The organism is Thiofilum flexile DSM 14609 (assembly GCF_000380185.1).
In the GTDB taxonomy this organism is placed as follows: domain Bacteria; phylum Pseudomonadota; class Gammaproteobacteria; order Thiotrichales; family Thiotrichaceae; genus Thiofilum; species Thiofilum flexile.
This window is the reverse complement of record NZ_KB904780.1, coordinates 56801-79467: the sequence shown is the minus strand read 5'-3', so window position 1 is coordinate 79467 and position 22667 is coordinate 56801. Positions and strand designations below refer to the sequence as shown.

Sequence of the window (22667 nt, the reverse complement as noted above, 5' to 3'; positions counted from 1 at the left end):
TAATGGATATGTCTGAACAAGAAAATGAGCACGCCGCTGTGCTGCAAGCAACGCGCTGCTGGGTAGAGCAGTGGGTGGTAAAAGAAAATTTATGCCCCTTTGCGGGTAAACCTGTGCGGGAAAATCGTGTGCTGTATCAGGTCAGTCATGCTCAGCGCCCCAAGCAATTATTGTCCGATCTGACCCAAGCCTTAGAACACTTAGCGCATACACCCGTGCAGGAACTGGAAACGACCCTCTTAATTCACCCTAATGTCTTGCAGGATTTTGGGGTCTATAACGCTTTTCTAGATCAAGTGGATGATTTATTGCTAGAACTGGATTTAGAAGGGGAGATTCAAGTGGCCTCCTTTCATCCTCACTATCAATTTGCCGATACCGATTATGACGATGTGGAGAATTTTACCAATCGCTCACCTTATCCTATGTTGCATTTGATCAGAGAGGCTAGCATTGAGCAGGCTATCGACTATCATCCTAATATTGATGCCATACCGATACGCAATATCGAACATGTGCGTAATTTAGGTATTGAGCATATGCGAACATTGCTCGCTCAATGCAAACGTGATTAATACTATCCATGATTAATAACTAACAGAGGCTAATCCATGACGAATTTTTTTAATAATAAGGCTGGGCAAAGTCATATACACCGTATTAAGGATGAATTATGGTTAGTCTTTATATTTATTGCCGCTATTTGGGTTGTATTTGCCTTAGACCGCTTTTTACCCTTGGAGCAATGGGGATTAGTACCCCGTGAGGGAGAAGGCTTAGTTGGCATTGTAACCATGCCTTTTTTACATGGTAGCTATACACATTTACTGAATAATACCGTGCCCTTAGTAATCTTATTGGTGCTATTAGCCGGCTCTAGAGCAGATACACGTTGGGTAGTGGTAGGGATTATGCTCTTAAGTGGCTTATTACTATGGCTATTTGGACGTACTGCGTTACACATTGGGGCGAGTGCCTTAGTATTTGGTCTGGCAAGCTTTGTCATTATCTCTGGGTTATTAGAGCGCCGTGTTGTACCTTTAATACTCAGTGCTATTGTGGTTTTTATGTATGGTGGTACATTACTATTAGGTGTTTTGCCGGGTCAGCGTGGTGTGTCTTGGGATGGTCATTTATTTGGTGCCATTGCCGGAGCGCTAGTCGCTTGGTTATTTTTAAAACGCAATAAATCAGAAAGCTAAGCTATTTTTTTGATTTAAAACGTGTTAAAAAGTTAAACCCGCGTTGTGAGTTGATAGGTACAACGCGGGGAATCCTCTATTCGTCAATTGTTAAATGAGGCATGGAGGAATTTTTTATATTGTCGTTTACTAAGTCGTCATTTTGTGTCAGTGCTTAGAGTCTAGTCGGCAACCGTGCAAGAATAATGAATAAGATGTGCAATTTTGTGCATATCCTAACTCATACGCTTTAATAAGCCATGCCGGTTTCAGGTAGACGTGGTGGAAACATCTTAGCAATCAGGCGAGCAGTGAGTCCGGGTTTATAACTAGGACGTCTTTGCTCAATGCGTAATAAGCTACCTAAGGTTACACTGGCTAATAAACCGTGTAGTTTATTATCCATTTCGCGCCAAATTTCTTGCGTGACTAATTGTTCAACGGTAGTCGGTTGCATATCGAGCCATTGTGCATGAGGCTCTGGCGATTCAGCCGCCGTGACAATCTCAGCTAAGGTAATTTGATGCGCAGGCTTACTTAAGTAATAACCGCCCCCTGTGCCGCGAATGCCCTCGACTAAGCCCGCCTGACGTAATTTAGCGAGAGTACGCTCCATATAAGGACGAGAAACTTTAACTTGAGCGCGAATGTCTTTCAAGCGTAGCGCCTCAGCACCCATGTGGGTGGCGAGAGTTGCCATGGTCATGATAGCGTTCCATCCGTGTTCCGAAAGTGTCATAATACTTTCTCCCTAATTTTCTATTTATCTTAATATCAACTATAGGTCTAAAAGGTAAGATTGAAAAGTCGATTATCTTGGTCTTTTGTCAGTTTAAAGTTGATGGTTCTCAATGTTGAATTATAAACATCTGTATTATTTTCGAGAGGTCGCCAAGGCGGGAAGTATTGCTCGCGCTAGTGATAGGCTACATATTACCCCACAAACTATCAGTATGCAGCTAGGAATGTTAGAGGGAGATTTAGGTACTCAACTCTTCCATCGGCGAGGCCGCAATTTAGAACTCAGCGAAGCTGGACAGGTTGCTCTCGATTATGCAGATGAAATTTTTGCCCTCGGTGCTGAAATGCGTGAGCTATTGCAACATTATCCCGAAGGCAAAGCCCAACTTTTTAGAGTGGGGGTGTCGGACTTAGTTCCCAAGTCCATTGCCTACAAAATTCTCGAACCTGCTATGACTTTAGCCAAGCCCATTCATATTATTTGTACCGAGGGCAAGCTACCCGACTTATTAGGTGAGTTAGCCGTACATCGCATGGAACTAGTTCTCGCAGATAGTCCCATGCCCGCTACTATGAATGTAAAGGGTTTTAGTCACGCTTTAGGAGCCAGTAGTATTAGTTTTTTTAGCAGTAAAGAAGTTAAACAAGAACTAATAGGCGAGTTTCCTCAGTGCTTACATCAAGCTCCCTTATTAATGCCTAATGAGGGCGCGGCTATTCGTACTCAACTCATGCGTTGGTTTTATGACCAAAATATTGAGCCTAGAATCGTCGGTGAATTTGATGATAGTGCCTTAATGAAGGCTTTTGGTTTAGCTGGACGCGGTGTTTTCACTGCCCCTACCGTTTTGGCTGAGGCACTGAAAAGTGAAGGGATTGAGCTGATTGGTAGTCCAAGGGATATGTGGGAAAATTTTTATGCCATTTCAGTAGAGCGCCGTATTACCCATCCCGCCGTGCGTGCTATTACGGAGCAAGCGCAAGACTGGTTGCAAGCTATTGCGCCCTTAAAGCATAAAAAGAGTCGAGCTATCGATATTGAGCCTTAAGCCAAATCAGAGCGTATCAGCGACTTCGTTAATACACGGGTGAGCGTAATTTATGCAGTTGTTGATCACGCTGGCGTAAGATTTTGTCTCTAACTAGTAATTGCTGATTGAGCTGTTCAATCATTTGCGTTTTGATCTGAATGACTTTCTCACGTTGTTTGAGTGCTTCATTGTAACGGTTGCTTTCTGACTCCTGATAGCTTTGTAAGCTTTCTAAACGCTGCGCCAGTTGTTGTTCTAAGCGCTGTAGGTGTTGCTCCCGTTGTTCTATACGGTGTTGGGCTTGTCTGAGTAGCTCGGTGTGTCCTGTGAGAGGATGTTGCGGTGCTATTAATAGCTCACCTAGTTTGCCTAATTGTGTTTTGAGTTCTGCCTCTAAGGTACTCACACTCTGTTGACGCTGCTCTACATTTTGCTCGCGTTGGCTCAACTGTTTTTCCCGATCCTGAAGCTGTAACGTGTGTTGCTCTAGGCTATGCCCCTGTTTGAGTAAGGTTTGATCTTTTTCAGCAATTAGGTGGTCTTTTTCCAATAAGCTATTTTGTAACTGAACTACCTGTTGTTGTTGCTGAGTGAGTGCCTGTTCACGTTCGTGCAGATGTAATTGCCATTCTTGTAGTTGGCGCTCTAGGTGTTCAGTATAGAGTGATTTAGTCAGTAAGAGTTTTTCTAATTTAACAAACTGATGGTGGCAAGACTCTAATTTATCCTGACGAGCTTGCAAAATAGCATCCAGTTTTTCAATATGTTGCTGTAATTCTTGAATAGTTTTATCACGCTCCTGAATGGCCTGATCACGACTAGTGAGCTGTGAAGTTTGTGCGGTTAAATGCGAGTCGCGTTGAGACAAAAGCTCTGCTTTAGCGCTAACTTCTTGATCACGTTGAGCAATTTGTTTGTCCCGCTCCGCTAGTTGCTGATCGCGTTGTAAGAGGTGTTGCTCTTGTTCGCTAATCATTTGTTGGTGATCGGCGACAATATTGGCGGTTTGGGCTTGTTGTTTTTGGTGCTCGTGTGTCCAACGATTCAGTTCGAGTAACTTTGACTCTAAAGCAGTAATGATCTCGTCACGCTTGGCGAGTTGTTGATCACGAATTTCAATTTCACGATGGCGTTTAGCAAGTAGACGTTCGCGTGCTTCGAGTTGCTTATCCCGTTGCTGTAAGTTTTCTTCATACTGTGACTTAAGCTGATAAAGGTCTTGATCTTTATTGACTAATTGTTTGCGTAAATTATTAATTTGATTAACGATGTCGGGGGCGGATTTATTATCCTGAACATAGCTATATTCTTGTTGTTCTAGATGGCTTTGCAATTCACGTATTTTGTTTTGTAGTTGCAAGTCTTTATCGTTAATTTGCTTAGTACGTGTTTCTAGTAGGTACTCGAACTCTTCAATCAGTTGATTGCGTTTAGCGAGTTCGGCCTCTAGTACTTGAATATGTTGTTCAGTACCCCGGTCATCGAGGGATATATTGACTAAGCCAGAGTTTGCTTTGAGAGCATTGCCAGTGGCATGAGCGTCAGTGGAATGATCTGTAGGGCCAAGCATAGTAGAACTACTCTAAGTGATAAGATCGTTTGATCATAAAAGCACTTAAAAGGTAGCTAAAGGATGAGGAGTACAGAGGTAGCAATTCTGTTTACGAGCTGTCAAGTGATTTTAACTAAAAAAATTAGCACTCCTAATTAAAGAGTGCTAAAATAAGCCAAAGTCAAGTACTAAAATATAATTTATCTTAAGGAGATTACCCCATTATGAGTCAAGCATTGATGCTTCGTGGACAGACTTTACCAAGCCCCGTGGGGAGCTTGGAGAGCTATGTTCATGCCATTCATGCGATTCCCGTATTGGAGGCCGACGAAGAAAAAGAATTAGCTACACGCCTACGCTTATATGATGACTTAGATGCAGCCCGGCGTTTGGTATTACATAACCTGCGTTTTGTGGTGAAAGTAGCTAGGGGCTATAATGGTTATGGTCTAGCATTAGGTGATTTAATTCAGGAAGGGAACATTGGCCTCATGAAAGCGGTCAAACGTTTTGATCCTGAGGTGAATGTGCGCCTGATTTCGTTTGCTGTTCATTGGATTCGCGCAGAAATTCACGAATTTATCCTGCGAAATTGGAAGATTGTTAAGGTTGCGACTACCAAAGCTCAGCGTAAACTATTTTTTAATTTACGTAGTAGTAAAAATCGCTTAGGTTGGCTGACTCATCAAGAGGCTCAATCCGTTGCTAATGATCTAGGGGTCACAACAGCGGATGTGTTAGAGATGGAAAAGCGCATGAGCGCACAAGATGTGGCGTTTGATCTGTCACCGGATCAAGAAGACAGTGAGCAGCATTATGCGCCGCAACAATATTTAGCCAGTAGCACGTATGATCCTTCTGAGGTTCTCGAAAACGAGGAATGGGAAGAGTTTACGCGTGAACGCTTTGCGCTTGCATTGGCGGAGTTGGACGATCGTAGCCGTGATATTTTAGCAAGTCGTTGGTTGGCTGAAGAAAAGGCCACCCTACAAGAGCTAGCAGAACGTTATAATGTCTCGGCTGAACGGATACGTCAGCTAGAAAATGTAGCGGTTAAGAAATTGAAACAGGCGGTCGCTTTGGAAGTATAACCATCACTTCCGTAAAAAAAGCCGCACTCAGCGGCTTTTTTTTGGTCTATTCAAAAGGGCTTAATTACCAAAGAATACCACCGAAAAGAAGGAAAACCATGACCATGCAATCAATGCCACCACAATAGCCATAGGTAAACCAAAGCCGAAATCTAATTTAAACATACTATTTACCTTTTCACAGATTAACTAATGTAGAGCATAATCCAATCGAGGTCTAACCGACAAGCATTAGGTTTCGTTAATATGCTCGTTAAGTGCTTGTCATGTGCTTTAACTTTTTTACTCACTTACTCAGTAGGATAGGAGCCTATCAGTGCTGACAGACTAATGCATAAGGATAACGATATGGAACAAAACTTAAATCAAGCTATTTTGCGAACGGATATCAGTGGGTTACCACTTGAATGGATTCACTTCCAAACCGCAGTAAAATTATATTGTACCGATCAAGTCGCCTATACCTGTGGCACATCACTATTAGTGATACATGGGGGCGTTAATGCGCGTACAGGTGAACAAAGTTTGCTTGAAATCAATTCTATTATCGCAACTATTGGTAGTCAGCATGGGCTTAATAGTCAGCAATATATACCGCCTCTAAATAATCCGGCCTTATTTAGACGGGATAGCCATACTTGTATGTATTGTGGTCAAACCTTTAGTGAGCGGCATTTATCCCGTGATCATATTCGTCCGCTCGTGCAAGGAGGGCAGGATACATGGACTAATGTTGTGACCGCTTGCCGTCATTGCAATAGTCTCAAAGGGGGGCGTACGCCAGAGCAGGCACATATGCCACTCTTAGCCATTCCTTTTCAGCCTACCTATGCGGAATATGTCTATTTACAAGGTAGACATATTTTAGTAGATCAGATGGAGTTTTTATGCGCTCATTTTCCCCGTAGTAGCCGGTTACGTGGGCGTTTGCAATAAGTAAACCGCTCAAGGACGCCTAGGGAATAAACTAGGCGTCACATCACAAAGTGGACTGGCGCATCATCACAAAACTCTGGCTCAGATGCTTAGGATAGCGGCGGCGAATTTGATCACGTACCGCACGAGCGCTATTTAGATTGGCATAACGCCCAATCCGTACTCTAAATAACATCCCTGTACGATCTTCTATGCGATAAATATAGACTAAATAACCATCTTGCTCTAAAGAGCGCCGGATACTATAGGCCGTTTTGGAGTTATAGCCTGCGTATACCTGTACCGTGTAATAACCATTAGCCAAATTAGCCGGAAACTCAGGCGGTGGATTCTTAACTTTGACGGGTGCTGGGGGTGTCACGCGTTTGGGACGTGTGACAGGTTTGGGTTCTTGGACTGTTTGAGTTTTAGTAACGGGTGCAGGCTCTTGAGTCATCAGTGAAATAGAGGACTCATTATTATCTTGATAGACGGAGTTATCATCACTCGGTGGCACCCATTCATCATTCAATAACTCTCCCTCAGGGACACCTACTGAGACATTGACCCCCGGTTGAGTATTAGTATTATTGGATGACAATGTAGGAAGGCTAACAGTGGGCAGTTTTTCAGTAATTTGACTCATAGTCGGCAAACTAGATATACCGGGAATCAAACCTTTTTTATAAAGCAAAACGGTGCCTACGACTAAGATGACAATCAATAATACATGATATAAACGAATGCCCCCTTTTTGTCCTTGGGAACTTTTCACTGGCTGAGACATGCTATCCCCATCTAAGTTTTCCCTAACTATAGACAAGTTCTAATATTTTCCCAAGCAAAACCCTTGTTCAGTGATTTTATGATTATAAAATGTACTAAGGAAGTAGATATACCAAAGCCAGCGGGTATTTTTGGAGCAGTCTTGGCGGCAGGGATGCTGCTTTGTAGTGTACAAGGATGTATTCATAGCGGCTGCGGAAGAAATACCTGACGACTTTGGCTCAAGTATTTATTGCCATGGTGCAGCGCAATAGTTTTTGCACCTATTTGGTGCTAAAACGATGCACTATTTAGGTACTTTGCTTTATAGAGAGAGCTAGGATGGGATTGGCATATCAATTGCATTGACTTCATCAACCGGACGTTTTTAAGGTCCATTCCACTGACGGTTATGGAGTTATAGTAAATGAAAATGATCACCGCCATTATTAAACCCTTTAAGCTCGACGATGTACGAGATGCCTTGGGTGAGATTGGAATTAAAGGAATCACCGTGACTGAGGTCAAAGGCTTCGGACGCCAGAAAGGGCATACCGAACTTTATCGGGGTGCTGAATATGTGGTTGATTTTTTACCAAAAATTAAACTAGAAGCTGCCGTAGATGATGCCATTGTGGATCAAGTCATCGAGGCCATTACGAATTCGGCTAATACTGGCAAAATCGGTGATGGCAAGATTTTCGTATCCCCGATTGAACAAGCGATTCGGATTCGTACTAGCGAACGTGGCACTGATGCACTCTAAGGAGCACTGAAAGATGAAGTATTTGCGGTTAATGAGTTTAATGGCTTTATTAGGTGCTTCGGGTATCGCGTTGGCTGATGGGCCAGTACCGGATAAGGGTGATACCACTTGGATGATGATTTCAACCGTCCTTGTTATTTTAATGATTTTGCCCGGCTTAGCGTTATTTTATGGTGGCTTAGTCCGCGCTAAAAATATGCTGTCCGTACTCAGTCAAGTATTTGCTATTTTTTGTGTGATTGCCATTTTATGGGTGGTCTATGGTTATAGCTTAGCCTTTACAGAAGGGGGAGCACTCAATAGCTTTATTGGTGGTTTTGACAAGCTCTTCCTGAGTGGCGTTGATACCGCAGCAGTGGTGGAAACCTTTTCTAAAGGGGTAGTGATTCCTGAAATGGTCTTTATGATCTTCCAGTTAACCTTTGCAGGTATCACAGCGGCTTTGATTGTGGGTGGTTTTGCCGAGCGGATTAAATTTTCAGCTTTAATTGTATTCACCATGTTATGGTTTACTTTTTCTTATTTACCCATGGCTCATATGGTGTGGTTCTGGGGTGGTCCTTCTGCACCTTCTGCTCCGGCTGGATTCTTATTTAGTCACGGTGCCTTAGATTTCGCGGGTGGTACAGTAGTACATATTAATGCAGCGATTGCGGCATTAGTGGGTGCGATGGTAATCGGTAAACGGATTGGTTACGGCAAAGAAGCGATGGCTCCACATAATTTAGCCCTGACCATGATCGGTGGTTCTTTATTATGGGCGGGTTGGTTTGGTTTCAATGCGGGTTCTAACCTTGAAGCAACCGGAACAGCAGTGCTTGCTATGTTGAATACGATTGTTGCGACCGCTGCCGCTGCGTTAGCGTGGATGTTTATTGAGTGGTTGATTCGTGGTAAGCCTTCAATGTTGGGTATTGTATCCGGTGCCGTATCTGGATTAGTCGCAGTGACACCAGCGGCAGGCTTCTCAGGCCCTATGGGTGCCATTGTATTAGGTGCGGTAGCAGGTGCTGCTTGCCTATGGGGTGTAACCGGCATGAAGCGTTGGATTGGCTATGATGACTCACTCGACGTATTCGGTGTCCACGGTATTGGTGGGGTAGTTGGTGCGCTAGGCACTGCGGTGGTGGCTAGCCCAGCGTTAGGTGGTTCTGGTGTATTTGATTACACCACCAATGCCGTCGCCGAATATAATATGATGGCACAATTTATCAGCCAATCTTGGGGGGTTTTGACCGCTATTGTTTGGTCTGGGGTAGTGAGTTTTGTGTTATTTAAATTAATTGATGTGACGATGGGATTACGGGTGAATAGTGAACAAGAACGTGAAGGTCTAGATACCGTCAGTCATGGTGAACGCGCTTATAACTTATAACTCTCCCTCTCTCAAGGTATCGCAATGATACTTAAGGCCAGCCAGCTAGTCTGGCCTTTCTTATTTTTCGAGATTGCTAATTATTTGTGAAGGACTAATAAACACAACACCTCATAGTGCGCGGTATGCGGAAACATATCGAAAAGTTGTACTTTCTCAATGCGATATCGATCTAGATAGCTCAGATCACTGGCTAATGTTTCAGGATTACAGCTTGAGTATAAAATCGCTTGAGGGGCAAACTGATTAAGCTGTTGAGCTAAAGCCTGTCCGATGCCACGGCGCGGAGGATTAACAATCACTAAATCAGGGGGCGTATTTTGTTCTAGTGCAAAAGTACCTGAATCAAGCGTTTTAAAGGTTACATGTTTTAACCCTAGTTGTTGCGCGGATTGTTTAGCGCATTCAATCGCCTCGGCCTCAATTTCAATACCCGTTAAATAGGTATCGGGTGTAGCACAATGTAGACCGAAACCGCCCACGCCACAAAATAAATCCCATACGTGTGTAACTGGTAATTCTCGTGTCCATGTTCTAGCCGTTTGATAAAGTTGGGCTGCAACAAAGGGATTGGTTTGAAAAAAGCTTTTGGGGCGAATTTTTAAGGGTACATCATTAAATTGTTCATCTAGTACCTTAGCCTCAGTCAGAAAAATTTCGTGCTCGCCTTCTAATACCGCCATATGAATAGGTTGAATATTGGCAGAGACTACCTTAATGGCGGAAAATCGGGTTAGTAGCGTGTCTAGGTGTGTTTGAATACGAGCTAGGGCATTTTCACTACGGAGCACAAAACGTAATAAGAACTCGCCGCTCGCTTGGCTTTGTGTGAGTAGGATATATTTTAATTCGCCTTTTTGTTTATCAATACGATAAGGTGGAATACCCGCTTTTTGAATCCACTGCTCTAAATAATTTAATACCTCTTGCATAGTGTCCGAGTATAAGGGGCAATCCACTAGGCTGGTATGTTCGCCTTGCGGGCTAATAATACCTAACAGAGGTTGATGGGCTGCACCTAAGGCCACCATTTTGGCTTTATTGCGAAATGCATGAATAGGACTGGTGATGGCTGACTCATAAGCTTTGACGGGATAAGGAGCGAGTATTTGCTCTAAATGCTGTTGCTTTTGTTGAATTTGTTGTGGGTAGGGGAGGTCGAGCCAACGGCAGGATTGGCAACGTTGAGCTTGATAATGAGGGCAGGATAGAGCAGTCATACAGCGTACTAAGTAGAGGTCGTCAAGTTGAGGAAGTCGATGGTATACTTAAGGTTTAGTTTTCACAAAGATTTCTGTCATGAGCCAATTTTGGAGTGCCCACGTTCACGACCTCGATCCCTATGTGCCTGGTGAGCAACCCAAGGATCAACGTTATATTAAGCTCAATACCAATGAATGCCCCTATCCCCCTTCGCCTAAAGCGCTTCAAGCACTCCGTGAGGCTAATTTAGAGCATTTACGGCTTTATCCCGACCCGAATGGCGATGTCGTGAAGGATGCGGTGCTGGAGTATTTTAAGGAGCATGGTCTAACACGGTCAGAAGTGTTTGTGGGCAATGGCTCGGATGAAGTGCTCGCGCATGTTTTTTGTGGCTTATTAAAACACGATTTACCGCTACTTTATCCCGATATTAGCTATAGCTTTTATCCGGTTTATGCCAATTTATATCAGATCAAAGCCGATGTAATTCCTTTGCGCGACGATTTCACATTAAATATTGATGATTATCAGCGCCCGAATGGGGGAATTATTTTTCCTAATCCTAATGCCCCAACAGGAATCGCTTTATCCCTAGCATCGATTGAAACCTTATTGCAGCGTAATCCACACTCGGTGGTAGTGGTGGATGAAGCTTATGTCGATTTTGGCGCAGAGAGTGCGGTTAGTTTAGTAAAACAGTATGCTAATTTATTGGTAGTACAAACGCTGTCAAAATCACGCGCATTAGCCGGTTTACGGGTGGGGTTTGCCATAGGGCAGGCGGATTTAATTGAAGCCCTAGAGCGGGTTAAAAACTCATTTAATTCCTATCCGTTAGACCGCTTGGCTTTGGTGGCTGGCGCGGCAGCTATTCTGGATCGCGAGCATTTGCATACAGTATGTGAGGCGATTACGCAGACGCGCACGCATACTGTGCAGGCCTTAGAGCAATTGGGTTTTACGGTATTACCCTCTAGTGCGAATTTTATTTTTACCCGCCCCCCCTTAGGGCAAGCGCAGGATTTATATCAGCAACTAAAAGCTCGCGGCATTTTAGTGCGTTATTTTAATAAACCGCGTTTGAATGAGTATTTGCGAATTACGATTGGTACAGAGGCTGAAATGAATGAGCTAATAAAGCAGCTTAAGCAATTGGTGGGCTAGCATGATAAATTTATATGAATTAGAGCAATATCTAGCAGACTTATTAGGCGTCAGTAAGTTTAAGGATTATTGTCCTAATGGTATTCAAGTGGAAGGCAAAGCCGAGATTAGCACTATAGTTTCTGGTGTAACGGCAAGCCAAACACTTTTGGATCAGGCCGTGAATTTAAAGGCAGATGCGGTATTAGTGCATCACGGTTATTTCTGGCGTGGTGAGAATCCTGTGGTGCGTGGGATGAAGAAAAAGCGTTTGGCTACCCTCCTTAAGCAAGATATGAGTTTATTAGCCTATCATTTACCCTTAGATGCTCATCCCGTACTGGGTAATAATGCTCAACTAGCTCAACGTCTTGGTATAGAAGTAGAGAACGTGATGGATGCACGCGAGTTACAAGGGGTGGGTAATATCGGTGTTTTAGCAGAGCCGATGACTTTGGAGGCTTTCGCTTTACAGGTTGCGTCAACCTTGCAACGTGAGCCTATCTTAGTCAGTGGGGGCGCACATTTGATTAAGCGCATTGCATGGTGTACCGGAGGAGCGCAAAATTATATAGATCGTGCCGCCGAATTGGGGGTTGATGCTTATCTTAGTGGTGAGATTTCAGAGCAAACAACCCATAGCGCGCGCGAATTAGGTATCCATTATATTGGAGCCGGTCACCATGTAACCGAGCGTTATGGTGTACAGGCCTTAGGTGAGCATTTGGCTGAGCGTTTTGGGTTAAAGCATATCTTTTTGGATTTAGATAACCCTGCATAAAACACATTATTACCGTATTTTTTTGTGGTATTATGCGACTCCAGTTATCTGTGGTTAAGGATTAGGAGCTGTTGAGGTTGTTCTAAGGACGGTTGAGTGTTCATTAGCATTCAAATTATTGTAGTTAAGCCTATAGCCTCGTTTCGTGTAGGCTAAGATAGCCGAGTGCCACCGCCACCACATTATGCAGATTTAGTTACTTGTTTAACACATTAATACGTTATACAGGGGCTTTGGTTTTGATTATTTTTGGAGTGAGCTAACGATGGCAAATTCAGGAGTAGATAAAAGCCGCCGCCGCTTCCTAATCGCTGCTACCTCGGTAGTAGGGGGAGCTGGAACGGTCGCGCTTGCAACTCCATTTCTTACTTCGATGTCTCCTAGTGCGCGGGCGCTTGCCGCAGGTGCACCGGTGGAGTACGGCTTAGGTAAGGTGGAGGCAGGTCAGCAGGTACGTGTGAAGTGGCGCGGTAAACCCGTCTGGGTGGTTAATCGCACACCTGAAATGGTGAAGGGATTAGCCTCTTTAAATGATCGTCTGAAAGATCCCGATTCTAATATCCTTACTCAACAACCTGAGTATGCTAAAAATCTTTATCGCTCACGTAAAGAGCAATATTTAGTATTAGTCGGGATTTGTACGCATTTAGGTTGCTCTCCTTCTTATCGCCCTGAGGTAGCTCCTGCTGATTTGGGTGCCGATTGGATTGGCGGCTGGTACTGTCCTTGCCATGGCTCACGCTTTGATTTGGCGGGTCGGGTATACAAGAATGTTCCAGCAGGTAGCAATTTAGAAGTGCCTCCTTATTATTTTAAAGATGATAGCACTATTGTAATAGGCTTAAATGATGCTAAGGAGGCGGTATAATGGCAGATCGTCCCGCTCATAATTACAAAGGTTTTTTAGGTTGGGTAGAAGACCGTTTCCCGATGATGGAAACGTGGAACTACCACTTAGCACAGTACTATGCACCTAAAAACTTTAACTTTTGGTATTTCTTCGGATCACTAGCCATTTTAGTGTTAGTGATTCAGATTGTTTCCGGTTTATTTTTAGCGTTTAACTATAAGCCTGATGCGGCTTATGCCTTCGCATCGGTTGAGTACATTATGCGTGATGTACCGGGTGGCTGGTTTATTCGTTATATGCACTCTACAGGGGCTTCGGCCTTCTTTATTGTGGTTTATCTGCATATGTATCGTGCGTTGATTTACGGATCATATAAAGGTAAACGCGAGCTGATTTGGCTCATAGGTATGGCGATTTATGTTGTGCTTATGGCGACAGCCTTTATGGGTTATTTATTACCTTGGGGACAAATGTCTTACTGGGGTGCTCAGGTTATTATCAACCTATTCAATACCGTACCTTATGTGGGTAATGAGTTATCTACTTGGATTCGGGGTGATTTCGTTTTAGGCGATGCGACCTTAAACCGTTTCTTTGCATTGCATTTCTTCTTACCTGCCTTAATTCTTCCTGCCTTAGTTTTCGTTCATATCGTAGCGTTACATGCGGTCGGTTCTAATAATCCCGATGGTGTGGAAATTAAACAAGGCCCGAAAGGTAATATGTGGAGTCCAACCGCTCCTACCGATGGTATTCCTTTCCATCCTTATTACACTGTCAAAGATATTGTTGGTGTGGCGGTATTCTTGTTCTTCTTCTTTGCTATTGTGTTTTTCAGCCCAGAAATGGGTGGGTATTTCATAGAAAAACCTAATTTTGAACCCGCTAATGCTTTAAAAACACCGTTGCATATTGCCCCTGTATGGTACTTCACTCCATTTTATACTGTATTACGGGCTGTTCCTGATCCTTGGTATGGTACGTTGGCGATGTTCTCAGCCATCATTGTGCTCTTCCTCTTACCTTGGTTAGATCAGAACCCAATTAAATCATGGCGTTATCGCACTCTGGCTCATAAAGCCAATCTAATCATCTTTGCCTTAGTATTTATTGTCTTAGGCTGGATGGGAGTTGAAACGGTTACTCCGGTTTATAAAGAGCTAGGCACTCGAATGACTGAAATTTACTTCTTATTTTTCATCGTGATTTGGGTACATAGTCGTCCTGCTACTGTTAATTATTTACTGTGGTTTGGCCTCTTATTAGGTTTAGTGGTGGGTATTGATTTGTGGCGCTATAACGGCGAGGTTAAAGATGAGGCTCATCAAATTCTAGTTCAGTTCATTTGGCCTTTGGCCTATCTGGCTATTACCTTGTTGTTGCCAGCCTTCGTATCGAAGTGGAATATGGAAAAACCTGTTCCAGATCGTGTTACAGATTAAGGAGTAGCCGTATGAAAAAGCTTCTAGCAGGTATTGTTTTATCAACAGCCGCTCTATTTAGTCAGGTTTTGTTGGCCTCAGGGGATACAGTACCTTTGGATAAGGCCAATATCGATGTTCACAATCAAGAAAGTGTCATTCGTGGTGCGAAGTATTTTGTGAACTACTGCATGGGTTGCCATTCAGTAGCCTTTAGCCGTTATAACCGCCTTGCTGCCGATACGGGACTGACAGATAAACAAGTCCAAGAAAACCTCATCTTTACGAGTGGTAAAGATGGTGAAATGAGTAAGGTTGGGGATAATATGGTGAATGCCATGCGTCCTGATGACGTAGAAGAGGGCTTTGGTGCAGCACCTCCTGATTTGTCTTTAACCGGACGGTTACGCGGTGGTGATTGGATTTACAGTTATCTCAAAGCCTTTTATGTCGACCCCACTCGCCCAATGGGGGTGAATAATACGGTATTCCCCAATGTGGGTATGCCACATGTCTTATGGGAATTACAGGGTTGGCAAAAACTTGAGAAGAATTGTACTCCTGCTGCCGGTGGCGAACAGGGTAAAGCAGCGGCTGATGGGGCGCATGCTGAGGCACCGCATTGTACTGAGCACTTAGTCAATATGAAGCCCGGTAAAATCTCTGGCCCTGAGTACAATCAGATCGTTCGAGATATCACCGCTTTCTTAGTGTATGTATCAGAACCCGCACAATTACACCGTAAAACGATTGGTATTTTTGTCTTATTGTTTATGGTGCTCTTTGGGGTAGTTGCGTACTTCTTGAAGAAAGAATACTGGAAGGATGTTCATTAGGAACAGTCTGGTATAACATATAGGCTACCTTGGTTAAATCCAAGGTAGCCTTTTTACTTTAGGTAGTGTAGGGAGTTTATTAATGGCTTCGTTATCCAGTCGTCGGTCAGTAATGACATTGTTTTCGTCACCTGACTCGGCGGATAGTCATCGTGTGCGCATTGTATTAGCAGAAAAAGATATTACTTATGATGTTTTGAACTTGGGCCCTAACGATAAATCGGAAGACCTAGCCGAACTGAATCCTTATAACACGACTCCTACACTCATTGATCGTGATCTAGTGTTGTATGATGCCCGCATTATTATGGAGTATTTAGATGAGCGTTTTCCTCATCCTCCGTTAATGCCAGTGGATCCAGTGACCCGTGCTCACTCGCGTTTAGCCTTATATCGGATTGAGCGTGACTGGTTTTCATTGGTTCAGGATATTGAACACGGTGATCAACAAGAAGTGACTCAAGCCCGTAAAATTTTACGCGAGAGTGTATTATCTGCGGTGGAAGTATTTGCGATTAAGCCTTATTTCTTGAGTGATGAGTTTTCGCTAGTGGATTGCACCATTGCCCCTATCTTATGGCGTTTGCCTAAGTACGGCATTGATGTACCTGAAAAACAAGCTAAGCCGATTTTACGTTATATGGATCGGGTGTTTTCACGCGATGCTTTCCAACAGTCGCTTAGCAAAATTGAAAAGTCGATACGCCCATGAGTACGCACAACCCTAATAATGAGCCGACTATGACCCCAAAACGCCCTTATTTGCTGCGGGCGTTTTACGAGTGGATTGTCGATAATGGTTTAACACCTCATGTATTGGTAGATGCCAATTATGAGAATGTAGTCGTTCCCCGTCAGTATGTAAAAAATGGTAGCATCGTGCTGAATATCAGCCCAGGGGCGGTGCATTCCTTACATATGGATAATGATGCGGTGACCTTTAGCGCTCGTTTTAATGGAGCTTCTTTTTCCGTTTATTTACCGATGCCAGCGCTTAAAGCCATTTATGCGCGTGAGAATCAACAAGGTGCAAGTTTCTATGATTCTGAATACGGTATGGAAGAGCCAGCAAAAGCGAAAGAAAGTGCCACTGAACGTTTAGAAGTGGTAGAGGGGCATAAAACCGAGGATAGCAATGATCCTACTCCTCCACGTACACGTCCCACTTTACGTGTCGTGAAATAGCCTATGCTGCTTTCGCTCATTGTCGCGATGACCCCTGAGCGTGTGATAGGTTGGCAAGGTAAAATGCCATGGCATGGACGTGTGTCTGCTGATCTGCGTTGGTTTAAAGAAAATACCCTCCATAAACCCGTGATTATGGGTAGGGCAACGTGGGACTCAATAGGACGCGCACTCCCACAGCGGCATAATATTGTGGTCACACGTCAAACGTCCTTAGTATTAGCTGGTGCTACAGTGACTCATTCTGTGGAGCAAGCGTTAGCATTAGTGGCTCATGAGCCAGAGGTGATGATTATTGGGGGAGGTGAGTTATATCGTGAGGCTTTGCCTTTGGCTCAGCGTTTGTATTTAACCACTATTCATACCCACACTCATGGTGATACCTATTTCCCTGCTATTAATCCTCAAGAATGGGTTTCCCAATTTAGTCTTTATTGTTCCCCCTTAAATGAGCAATCATTAGCATGCTCGTTTACTATTTTAGATCGTCTATCCTAACCCCCCTCAACATATAGAGTGCATTGTATGGCCTCGATACTTATCCTGAACGCTAATATCGTTAATGAAGGACTCATCAGCCAAGGCGATGTGTATATCAATAATCACCGCATTGAAAAAATAGGCTCTAATTTATCCCATTATCAAGCCGATCAAATTATTGATGCTGCCGGACGGTTTCTTATGCCGGGTATGATTGATAGTCATGTGCATTTTCGTGAGCCGGGTTTAACGTATAAGGGCACACTAGCCTCAGAAAGTCGAGCCTCCATAGCCGGTGGGATTACCAGCGTATTAGATATGCCCAATACCGTACCCTATGTGCTTACAGAAGAGGATATTATCGGTAAAAAGGCTCTCGCGCAGGGACAGTGTTGGACGAATTATGCTTTTTATTTAGGGGCATCAAATAATAATCTGGAAACTATTAAAGCACTACACCCGAATTTAGCCTGTGGGATTAAGATCTTAACCGGCTCCTCTCAGCATAATCAGGTGGTAGATGACCCTGATCGTTTGGCACTAATCTTTCAACATGCGCCGATTTTGGTAGCCATGCATTGTGAGGATATGCCGACTATTTTAGAAAACGAGGAAAGTTATCGTAGTATTTATGGCGATACTATTCCTATGGAGCTGCATCCGCTGATTAGAAGTGAAGATGCCTGCTACAAATCCTCGTCTATGGTGGTGGGGTTAGCTCGCTCATTAAAAACACGACTACATGTGTTACAGCTTTCCACCGCAAAAGAGCTAGAGTTGTTTGATGTAGGATCGAGTACGGATAAGCGGATTACGGCTGATACTTGTACACATTATTTACAATTTAGTAGTGAAGATTATGCCTTACGTGGCGCATTATTAAAGTGTGACCCTGCCATTAAAACGAGTGCTGATCGAGCCGCTTTGATTCAAGGCTTACTAGAGGGGCGTATTGATAGCATTAGCTCTGGGCATGCTCCCCATACCCTAAGCGAAAAGAATGAGCCTAGTTATTTTAATATTCCCTCTGGCTTTCCGAGCACGCAACATGCTTTACCTTCTCTCTTGGAGGGCTTTCATGAGGGCTTATTTAGCTTAGAGCATATTGTGGACAAAACCAGCCACACAGTCGCACAGCTATTTCAGATTCAAGAGCGCGGTTTTATTCGAGAGGGCTATTGGGCGGATTTAATCCTAGTGGATATTAGTAAGCCTTGGATCGCGGAACATAGTAATAGTTATTATCACTGTGGCTGGACGGCACACTTCGGGATGGAGTTTAGGAGCACCATTGACGCTACGATTGTGAATGGTACTTTAGTTTGGTATGAGGGAGCCTTTATGCCCACTGTTGCCCCTGGCACCGCGCTTGAGTTTACCCGCAGCTAGATTAGTCTAGATCGCGCACGAGGCGGAAGCCTAGATTAGTATCTAACTCATCGAAATAACGTTTTTTACGTGCGGCACTCCGCGCATGTACGGCACCATCAAACCATGAGCCGCCCTTAGTGACATACCAATGGGGGTCTGCGGTTGGCGAGGGAGAGCCATCACGATGAGCGTTTAAATGTGATCGAGTCCAGTGGCTGCTGGTAAATTCCCACACATTACCGTGCATATCATAGACATTCCACGTATTCGGCTCACGAATCCCTACCTCACTAGGTCTAACACTCATTAAACAACGGGGGAAAAACCAGCGCTGCTTATTCTTAGCCTCTTCATAGGGGAAGTTAGGATTAAAATGCACCTCTTTACAGCTCACGGTTTCCCCAAAGTAAAAGGGGGTTTGGGTACCCGCACGGGCGACATATTCCCATTCTGGCTCGGAGGGGAGGCGATATTTGATACCGGTACGAAACTGTAACCATTCTAGATAGAGGCGAATATCCTCAAGACGAATATTGATAACAGGATATCGACCGCCATACCACAGCAATTCAGGCCGTAAAGACCAGCCGGTTTCTTGTTTAAACTGCTCAAATTCAGCCCCAGTGACCGGAAACTGTCCGATAGCAAAGGGTTTAGCTAATTGAACAGTATGCACGGGGGCTTCGTGGGGTTGATGTCCGTATTCCTCGGCGCTAGAACCCATTTCTAATAAGCCTGCTGGAATGACAACCATTAGCGGGCTATGCCCTGAACCATCCTGAAAATGATCCCTAAAAACTGTATCTAAGCCATGTGCTTGAGCGGTTTGAGACTGTAATATTCTGAGATGATCAGCCAGTAAGGTAGGGTCTGGCGTGGAGTGAGAGGGGAACATCCGAGGGGAGGTGAGAGCGGTCATCATGTCCTTAAAACCTTAAATCTTAACAATAGAATATTACAGTGCGTGGAATAGTACCGGGCTTAATTATAACATTAACCAATGATATTGAATGTATCACCTTTTTTAGGTAACTATTCACCAGTAATTTAGGTTAGCATCATCTATATTTGATGGAAATATAGTCTAATGGGGAAAAGATTATGATCCAAGTCGTAGAACCGTCTGCTGAGTATACTCAGGAGAGCAACGGCAACATCACACAACGATTAATCGAAGGGTTAATGCTCTACCGTAATGAGTTGGGAGAGTTAGGACAGCGCCTAGAATTGTTGATTCGTTGTGAGGGTGTCTTGCCTACTGATCAAGCTTTTTTAAAGCATATTCATTAGTCAAACCTCTGCTGGACTAAGTGTGGCCTTTGTCAGATCAAAAGTAGTTCCGTTTATAAGTGGAAATTAACCTTTTAGCCATAGTATGCTACGCTAGCATAGAACTGGATTATTAATATAATTTATAGACTAGCTACTAATTGGTTAGTGACTAGATATTGGCCTTATCACTCTAATAATAAAATAACGACACACTATGTACGGTAATAATAGTCAACAGCAGGGGTTCAGCCTGCTCGAAGTGCTCATCGCAGTATTAATATTATCCGTGGGCTTACTAGGATTGGCTAGTATGCAAGTGGCTAATCTCAAAGTAGTACATAATTCTAGTCAAAAACAGCAAGCCACTCTCTTACTAAATGACCTAGCCGCCCGAATACGGAATAACTTCACTGGTGCTAAAGCAGGGAATTATGAAACGCCCGCCCCTCTGACCGATTGTGGTACTGCTCCTGCTAATACCTGTCAGAGTGAAAGTTGCAATCCTAGTGAGATTGCGGCTTTAGATCTCGCCCAAATCATGTGTGGCGATGGATCGGGGAGTATTGGGGTTAGAAATTCGCTTACTAATGGTCAACTGAGCATTACCTGCCCAGCAGGATGTGGTCAAGGGTTAAATCTCAGCATTCAGTGGCAGGAGCGCATCATCACTAAAAATAATAAAGGTACAACGGATGTAGCAGAAACAAGTGAGTTTCAGCCTTTTGATCTATCCCTGCAAATTATGGTAAGGAACTTTTAATTATGGGACTTACTCGATCTCAGCAAACCGGCTTATCATTCGTTGAATTACTGATTAGTATGGTGATTGGCATTGTCATATTAGGGGGAATACTAACCGTTTATATGGCAGGTAAGCGTAGTTATAGCGATAGTGAACAATTAGTCGTGATGGATGAAAGTGCTCGCAGTGCCATTGATATTTTACGTCGGCATTTAGAGCATGCGGGCTATGCCTCAATAACGGGTATGCCAGTGACGGATTATGTTTTAAATTCTAATAACACGATTAGTGGTAATAGTGTCAACTCGGCTAATAACGTAAAAATTAGTGTAGATGGATCAGGTAAAGAGAGTGATATAGTTGGCATACGCTTTAGGCCAGATGATCGTATTCACACCGATTGTGCTGAAAATGATCTAGATGAAAACCTTATTTGTACCGGCTTTAAAACATCTTGTAATACCTCTAATACACTTGCTAGCGATAATATCACTTTTATTTATAATAGCTTTGTAGTTAAAACAAATAGTGAGGAAAATAATGTAAATGACAAAATTCCTCTTTTATATTGCCAAAGCTCATTAGGTCCTTCTGTAGCAGTTGTTCAGGGCATTGAAAAAATGCAAGTTAATTATGGTATTGATACCGATGGCGATAGGGTAGCGGATCGCTATTTAACGGCTACCGAAGTCAATACTGAAGACTTGTGGAATAGCATTAAAACTATTCAAGTTGCCCTATTAGTAAGATCACGTGATTATTTTTACCCTACTGCACAACAAGAATCTTTTACTTTATTAGATAAAGCATTTGTTTTTACTGATCGTTATCGACGTGCTGTTTATAAAACTACTATTCGCCTTAGGAATCTTGAGGGTTAAATAATCATGACTTTATTCAGCTCACATCTAAAACAGCAAGGCTCAGTATTAATGTGGGGGTTAGTCATTTTGTTAGTGATGACCGTACTAGGGGTCGTTGGAGCTAAAATGGCTACTACCGATATCAATATCGCGGGGAATGAAATATTTCGCACCCTGTCTTATCAAGCTGCCGAGTCAACGATTGAGCGCTCCACTGATTTGTTTTACCAAAATAGGGCTGCTGAATTAAAAGGTGAAAAAGAATTAGTGGGGAAGTTTGAAGACCGCGCGATGGAGGGTACGGTTAACTCAGATGCTACAATAATGATGAGTAAAAAAGTTAGCTGTAATATGTTAAATGACTTAGCGATGAGCACTTCAATGAAAGCAGATGATTATGAGTGTCGTTTATTTGATATTGAGGTGAATGCTAGGGTAGCAGGAACAGGGGCTAAAAGCACTCATGCTTTAGGTGTGATGCGTTTTACTCCCGCCTCGGCAAATAATAATTAAATAGTATTATTGATCTAAATTATTTATTTAATCTAAAAATATAAAATAACTACATTACACTCATCACTATAATAACTAGGTGTTAGATGAAAAAGTTAAAAATACAACAAGGTTTTACCTTAATAGAGTTAATGATAGTATTGGTGATTGTTGCAGTGATTGCCGCCTTCGCTTATCCCAGCTATCTCAGTAGTGTACAAAAATCAAATCGTACCGATGCCTTTATTAGCTTAAATGAGGTGGTACAATTACAGGGTGAGTATTTCATTCGTAATCGTAGTTATGCTAGAGACTTAACCCAGCTTGGTTATAGCGATACAACGATTGATAGTGGGCAAAAAAATTATGATATTAGTATGACCGTATTACCTAGTAATTGCTCAGGTAATAGCACGACATTATGTCAATCTTTTGATGCTATTGCTGTACCTAATACCGATAGCAGCCAACCAACGGGACAAGCTAAAGATGAAACTTGTCAAGAGTTGAGTATTAATAGTCAAGGAAGAAAAGCAGCTAAAGATAAAAAGAAGAACGACTCTACCAGTAGTTGCTGGCGTTAAGACTATTATTCATAGTTAAAATAATAA

26 protein-coding genes are annotated in these 22667 nt (G+C 43.2%); 21 read left to right on the top strand and 5 right to left on the bottom strand.

The window, feature by feature from the left end; translation table 11 throughout:
- Positions 1-8: 8 nt before the first annotated feature.
- Both A3IK_RS0112485 and A3IK_RS0112480 read left to right on the top strand, forming a co-directional pair.
- Positions 9-575, top strand: a complete 567-nt coding sequence (locus tag A3IK_RS0112485; RefSeq protein WP_020560322.1) for a DUF1415 domain-containing protein — start codon at positions 9-11, stop codon at positions 573-575.
- Positions 576-611: 36 nt separating this feature from the next.
- Entirely contained in the window at positions 612-1202 is a 591-nt protein-coding gene (locus tag A3IK_RS0112480) for a rhomboid family intramembrane serine protease (protein ID WP_020560321.1), read from the top strand.
- Between the two features lie 229 nt (positions 1203-1431).
- On the opposite strand, the gene A3IK_RS20445 is transcribed toward A3IK_RS0112480, so the two are convergent.
- On the bottom strand, positions 1432-1920 hold the full coding sequence (locus A3IK_RS20445; RefSeq protein ID WP_083915732.1) for an RrF2 family transcriptional regulator: 489 nt from the start codon (positions 1918-1920) through the stop codon (positions 1432-1434).
- Between the two features lie 112 nt (positions 1921-2032).
- Here A3IK_RS20445 and nhaR point away from each other — a divergent pair, with 112 nt between their 5' ends.
- Positions 2033-2971, top strand: coding sequence for a transcriptional activator NhaR (gene nhaR / locus A3IK_RS0112470; protein WP_020560319.1), 939 nt, complete (start codon positions 2033-2035; stop codon positions 2969-2971).
- Between the two features lie 28 nt (positions 2972-2999).
- Here the strand turns inward: nhaR and A3IK_RS0112465 are convergent, their stop codons facing one another.
- Complete coding sequence (locus A3IK_RS0112465; RefSeq protein WP_020560318.1) at positions 3000-4523, bottom strand: coiled-coil domain-containing protein; 1524 nt, start codon at positions 4521-4523, stop codon at positions 3000-3002.
- 206 nt (positions 4524-4729) lie between these two features.
- Here A3IK_RS0112465 and rpoH point away from each other — a divergent pair, with 206 nt between their 5' ends.
- Positions 4730-5596 (top strand): RNA polymerase sigma factor RpoH, encoded by an 867-nt coding sequence (gene rpoH, locus A3IK_RS0112460; RefSeq protein WP_020560317.1) that lies wholly within the window; start codon positions 4730-4732, stop codon positions 5594-5596.
- A 348-nt stretch (positions 5597-5944) separates the two neighbouring features.
- Positions 5945-6532 carry an HNH endonuclease gene (locus A3IK_RS0112450; RefSeq protein ID WP_020560315.1) on the top strand — a complete coding sequence of 196 codons (588 nt, stop codon included), beginning with the start codon at positions 5945-5947 and terminating at the stop codon, positions 6530-6532.
- 43 nt (positions 6533-6575) lie between these two features.
- Here the strand turns inward: A3IK_RS0112450 and A3IK_RS0112445 are convergent, their stop codons facing one another.
- Positions 6576-7298, bottom strand: coding sequence for an SPOR domain-containing protein (locus tag A3IK_RS0112445; RefSeq protein ID WP_020560314.1), 723 nt, complete (start codon positions 7296-7298; stop codon positions 6576-6578).
- 405 nt (positions 7299-7703) lie between these two features.
- Here A3IK_RS0112445 and A3IK_RS0112440 point away from each other — a divergent pair, with 405 nt between their 5' ends.
- Both A3IK_RS0112440 and A3IK_RS0112435 read left to right on the top strand, forming a co-directional pair.
- Entirely contained in the window at positions 7704-8042 is a 339-nt protein-coding gene (locus A3IK_RS0112440) for a P-II family nitrogen regulator (protein WP_020560313.1), read from the top strand.
- Positions 8043-8055: 13 nt separating this feature from the next.
- Complete coding sequence (locus tag A3IK_RS0112435) at positions 8056-9417, top strand: ammonium transporter (protein WP_020560312.1); 1362 nt, start codon at positions 8056-8058, stop codon at positions 9415-9417.
- Between the two features lie 80 nt (positions 9418-9497).
- Here A3IK_RS0112435 and rlmC read toward each other — a convergent pair whose 3' ends face one another.
- The gene (gene rlmC, locus A3IK_RS0112430) at positions 9498-10637 is read right to left on the bottom strand and encodes a 23S rRNA (uracil(747)-C(5))-methyltransferase RlmC (RefSeq protein ID WP_020560311.1); all 1140 of its coding nucleotides are present in this window, start codon (positions 10635-10637) and stop codon (positions 9498-9500) included.
- 79 nt (positions 10638-10716) lie between these two features.
- On the opposite strand from rlmC, the gene hisC reads away from it, so the two are divergent.
- The 9 genes from hisC to A3IK_RS0112385 all read left to right on the top strand — a co-directional run bounded on the left by hisC (position 10717) and on the right by A3IK_RS0112385 (position 18705).
- Complete coding sequence (gene hisC / locus A3IK_RS0112425) at positions 10717-11784, top strand: histidinol-phosphate transaminase (RefSeq protein WP_020560310.1); 1068 nt, start codon at positions 10717-10719, stop codon at positions 11782-11784.
- A 1-nt stretch (position 11785) separates the two neighbouring features.
- The gene (locus A3IK_RS0112420) at positions 11786-12544 is read left to right on the top strand and encodes a Nif3-like dinuclear metal center hexameric protein (RefSeq protein WP_020560309.1); all 759 of its coding nucleotides are present in this window, start codon (positions 11786-11788) and stop codon (positions 12542-12544) included.
- Between the two features lie 265 nt (positions 12545-12809).
- Entirely contained in the window at positions 12810-13412 is a 603-nt protein-coding gene (gene petA / locus A3IK_RS0112415) for a ubiquinol-cytochrome c reductase iron-sulfur subunit (RefSeq protein WP_020560308.1), read from the top strand.
- On the top strand, positions 13412-14836 hold the full coding sequence (locus tag A3IK_RS0112410; RefSeq protein WP_020560307.1) for a cytochrome b: 1425 nt from the start codon (positions 13412-13414) through the stop codon (positions 14834-14836). The genes petA and A3IK_RS0112410 overlap by 1 nt, the downstream gene beginning before the upstream one ends.
- An 11-nt stretch (positions 14837-14847) precedes the next feature.
- Positions 14848-15651: a cytochrome c1 gene (locus tag A3IK_RS0112405; protein ID WP_020560306.1), complete on the top strand. Its 804-nt coding sequence runs from the start codon at positions 14848-14850 to the stop codon at positions 15649-15651.
- Positions 15652-15733: 82 nt separating this feature from the next.
- Entirely contained in the window at positions 15734-16363 is a 630-nt protein-coding gene (locus tag A3IK_RS0112400; RefSeq protein WP_020560305.1) for a glutathione S-transferase N-terminal domain-containing protein, read from the top strand.
- The gene (locus A3IK_RS21370; RefSeq protein ID WP_040849178.1) at positions 16360-16836 is read left to right on the top strand and encodes a ClpXP protease specificity-enhancing factor; all 477 of its coding nucleotides are present in this window, start codon (positions 16360-16362) and stop codon (positions 16834-16836) included. Before A3IK_RS0112400 ends, A3IK_RS21370 begins: the two co-directional genes overlap by 4 nt.
- Before the next feature lie 3 nt (positions 16837-16839).
- Positions 16840-17334, top strand: a complete 495-nt coding sequence (gene folA / locus A3IK_RS21365; RefSeq protein WP_020560303.1) for a type 3 dihydrofolate reductase — start codon at positions 16840-16842, stop codon at positions 17332-17334.
- Positions 17335-17361: 27 nt separating this feature from the next.
- On the top strand, positions 17362-18705 hold the full coding sequence (locus A3IK_RS0112385) for a dihydroorotase (protein WP_020560302.1): 1344 nt from the start codon (positions 17362-17364) through the stop codon (positions 18703-18705).
- Position 18706: 1 nt separating this feature from the next.
- Here the strand turns inward: A3IK_RS0112385 and A3IK_RS0112380 are convergent, their stop codons facing one another.
- On the bottom strand, positions 18707-19609 hold the full coding sequence (locus A3IK_RS0112380; protein ID WP_020560301.1) for a formylglycine-generating enzyme family protein: 903 nt from the start codon (positions 19607-19609) through the stop codon (positions 18707-18709).
- A 179-nt stretch (positions 19610-19788) separates the two neighbouring features.
- Here A3IK_RS0112380 and A3IK_RS0112375 point away from each other — a divergent pair, with 179 nt between their 5' ends.
- From A3IK_RS0112375 to A3IK_RS20435, 5 genes are all read left to right on the top strand, one after another.
- Positions 19789-19977 carry a hypothetical protein gene (locus A3IK_RS0112375; RefSeq protein ID WP_020560300.1) on the top strand — a complete coding sequence of 63 codons (189 nt, stop codon included), beginning with the start codon at positions 19789-19791 and terminating at the stop codon, positions 19975-19977.
- A gap of 196 nt (positions 19978-20173) precedes the next feature.
- Positions 20174-20719 carry a type IV pilus modification protein PilV gene (pilV, locus tag A3IK_RS20440; RefSeq protein ID WP_020560299.1) on the top strand — a complete coding sequence of 182 codons (546 nt, stop codon included), beginning with the start codon at positions 20174-20176 and terminating at the stop codon, positions 20717-20719.
- A gap of 2 nt (positions 20720-20721) precedes the next feature.
- Positions 20722-21582, top strand: a complete 861-nt coding sequence (locus tag A3IK_RS0112365; protein WP_020560298.1) for a PilW family protein — start codon at positions 20722-20724, stop codon at positions 21580-21582.
- A 6-nt stretch (positions 21583-21588) separates the two neighbouring features.
- Entirely contained in the window at positions 21589-22077 is a 489-nt protein-coding gene (locus A3IK_RS0112360; RefSeq protein ID WP_020560297.1) for a pilus assembly PilX family protein, read from the top strand.
- Between the two features lie 86 nt (positions 22078-22163).
- Complete coding sequence (locus A3IK_RS20435; RefSeq protein WP_020560296.1) at positions 22164-22640, top strand: type IV pilin protein; 477 nt, start codon at positions 22164-22166, stop codon at positions 22638-22640.
- The last annotated feature ends 27 nt before the right edge of the window (positions 22641-22667 follow it).

What these genes read in the sequence shown, in the direction of transcription:
- A3IK_RS0112485 (WP_020560322.1), top strand. Translation starts at nt 9, where the DNA reads ATGTCTGAACAAGAAAATGAGCACGCCGCTGTGCTGCAAGCAACGCGC.
- A3IK_RS0112480 (WP_020560321.1), top strand. Translation starts at nt 612, where the DNA reads ATGACGAATTTTTTTAATAATAAGGCTGGGCAAAGTCATATACACCGT.
- A3IK_RS20445 (WP_083915732.1), bottom strand. Translation starts at nt 1,920, where the DNA reads ATGACACTTTCGGAACACGGATGGAACGCTATCATGACCATGGCAACT.
- nhaR (WP_020560319.1), top strand. Translation starts at nt 2,033, where the DNA reads ATGTTGAATTATAAACATCTGTATTATTTTCGAGAGGTCGCCAAGGCG.
- A3IK_RS0112465 (WP_020560318.1), bottom strand. Translation starts at nt 4,523, where the DNA reads ATGCTTGGCCCTACAGATCATTCCACTGACGCTCATGCCACTGGCAAT.
- rpoH (WP_020560317.1), top strand. Translation starts at nt 4,730, where the DNA reads ATGAGTCAAGCATTGATGCTTCGTGGACAGACTTTACCAAGCCCCGTG.
- A3IK_RS0112450 (WP_020560315.1), top strand. Translation starts at nt 5,945, where the DNA reads ATGGAACAAAACTTAAATCAAGCTATTTTGCGAACGGATATCAGTGGG.
- A3IK_RS0112445 (WP_020560314.1), bottom strand. Translation starts at nt 7,298, where the DNA reads ATGTCTCAGCCAGTGAAAAGTTCCCAAGGACAAAAAGGGGGCATTCGT.
- A3IK_RS0112440 (WP_020560313.1), top strand. Translation starts at nt 7,704, where the DNA reads ATGAAAATGATCACCGCCATTATTAAACCCTTTAAGCTCGACGATGTA.
- A3IK_RS0112435 (WP_020560312.1), top strand. Translation starts at nt 8,056, where the DNA reads ATGAAGTATTTGCGGTTAATGAGTTTAATGGCTTTATTAGGTGCTTCG.
- rlmC (WP_020560311.1), bottom strand. Translation starts at nt 10,637, where the DNA reads ATGACTGCTCTATCCTGCCCTCATTATCAAGCTCAACGTTGCCAATCC.
- hisC (WP_020560310.1), top strand. Translation starts at nt 10,717, where the DNA reads ATGAGCCAATTTTGGAGTGCCCACGTTCACGACCTCGATCCCTATGTG.
- A3IK_RS0112420 (WP_020560309.1), top strand. Translation starts at nt 11,786, where the DNA reads ATGATAAATTTATATGAATTAGAGCAATATCTAGCAGACTTATTAGGC.
- petA (WP_020560308.1), top strand. Translation starts at nt 12,810, where the DNA reads ATGGCAAATTCAGGAGTAGATAAAAGCCGCCGCCGCTTCCTAATCGCT.
- A3IK_RS0112410 (WP_020560307.1), top strand. Translation starts at nt 13,412, where the DNA reads ATGGCAGATCGTCCCGCTCATAATTACAAAGGTTTTTTAGGTTGGGTA.
- A3IK_RS0112405 (WP_020560306.1), top strand. Translation starts at nt 14,848, where the DNA reads ATGAAAAAGCTTCTAGCAGGTATTGTTTTATCAACAGCCGCTCTATTT.
- A3IK_RS0112400 (WP_020560305.1), top strand. Translation starts at nt 15,734, where the DNA reads ATGGCTTCGTTATCCAGTCGTCGGTCAGTAATGACATTGTTTTCGTCA.
- A3IK_RS21370 (WP_040849178.1), top strand. Translation starts at nt 16,360, where the DNA reads ATGAGTACGCACAACCCTAATAATGAGCCGACTATGACCCCAAAACGC.
- folA (WP_020560303.1), top strand. Translation starts at nt 16,840, where the DNA reads ATGCTGCTTTCGCTCATTGTCGCGATGACCCCTGAGCGTGTGATAGGT.
- A3IK_RS0112385 (WP_020560302.1), top strand. Translation starts at nt 17,362, where the DNA reads ATGGCCTCGATACTTATCCTGAACGCTAATATCGTTAATGAAGGACTC.
- A3IK_RS0112380 (WP_020560301.1), bottom strand. Translation starts at nt 19,609, where the DNA reads ATGATGACCGCTCTCACCTCCCCTCGGATGTTCCCCTCTCACTCCACG.
- A3IK_RS0112375 (WP_020560300.1), top strand. Translation starts at nt 19,789, where the DNA reads ATGATCCAAGTCGTAGAACCGTCTGCTGAGTATACTCAGGAGAGCAAC.
- pilV (WP_020560299.1), top strand. Translation starts at nt 20,174, where the DNA reads ATGTACGGTAATAATAGTCAACAGCAGGGGTTCAGCCTGCTCGAAGTG.
- A3IK_RS0112365 (WP_020560298.1), top strand. Translation starts at nt 20,722, where the DNA reads ATGGGACTTACTCGATCTCAGCAAACCGGCTTATCATTCGTTGAATTA.
- A3IK_RS0112360 (WP_020560297.1), top strand. Translation starts at nt 21,589, where the DNA reads ATGACTTTATTCAGCTCACATCTAAAACAGCAAGGCTCAGTATTAATG.
- A3IK_RS20435 (WP_020560296.1), top strand. Translation starts at nt 22,164, where the DNA reads ATGAAAAAGTTAAAAATACAACAAGGTTTTACCTTAATAGAGTTAATG.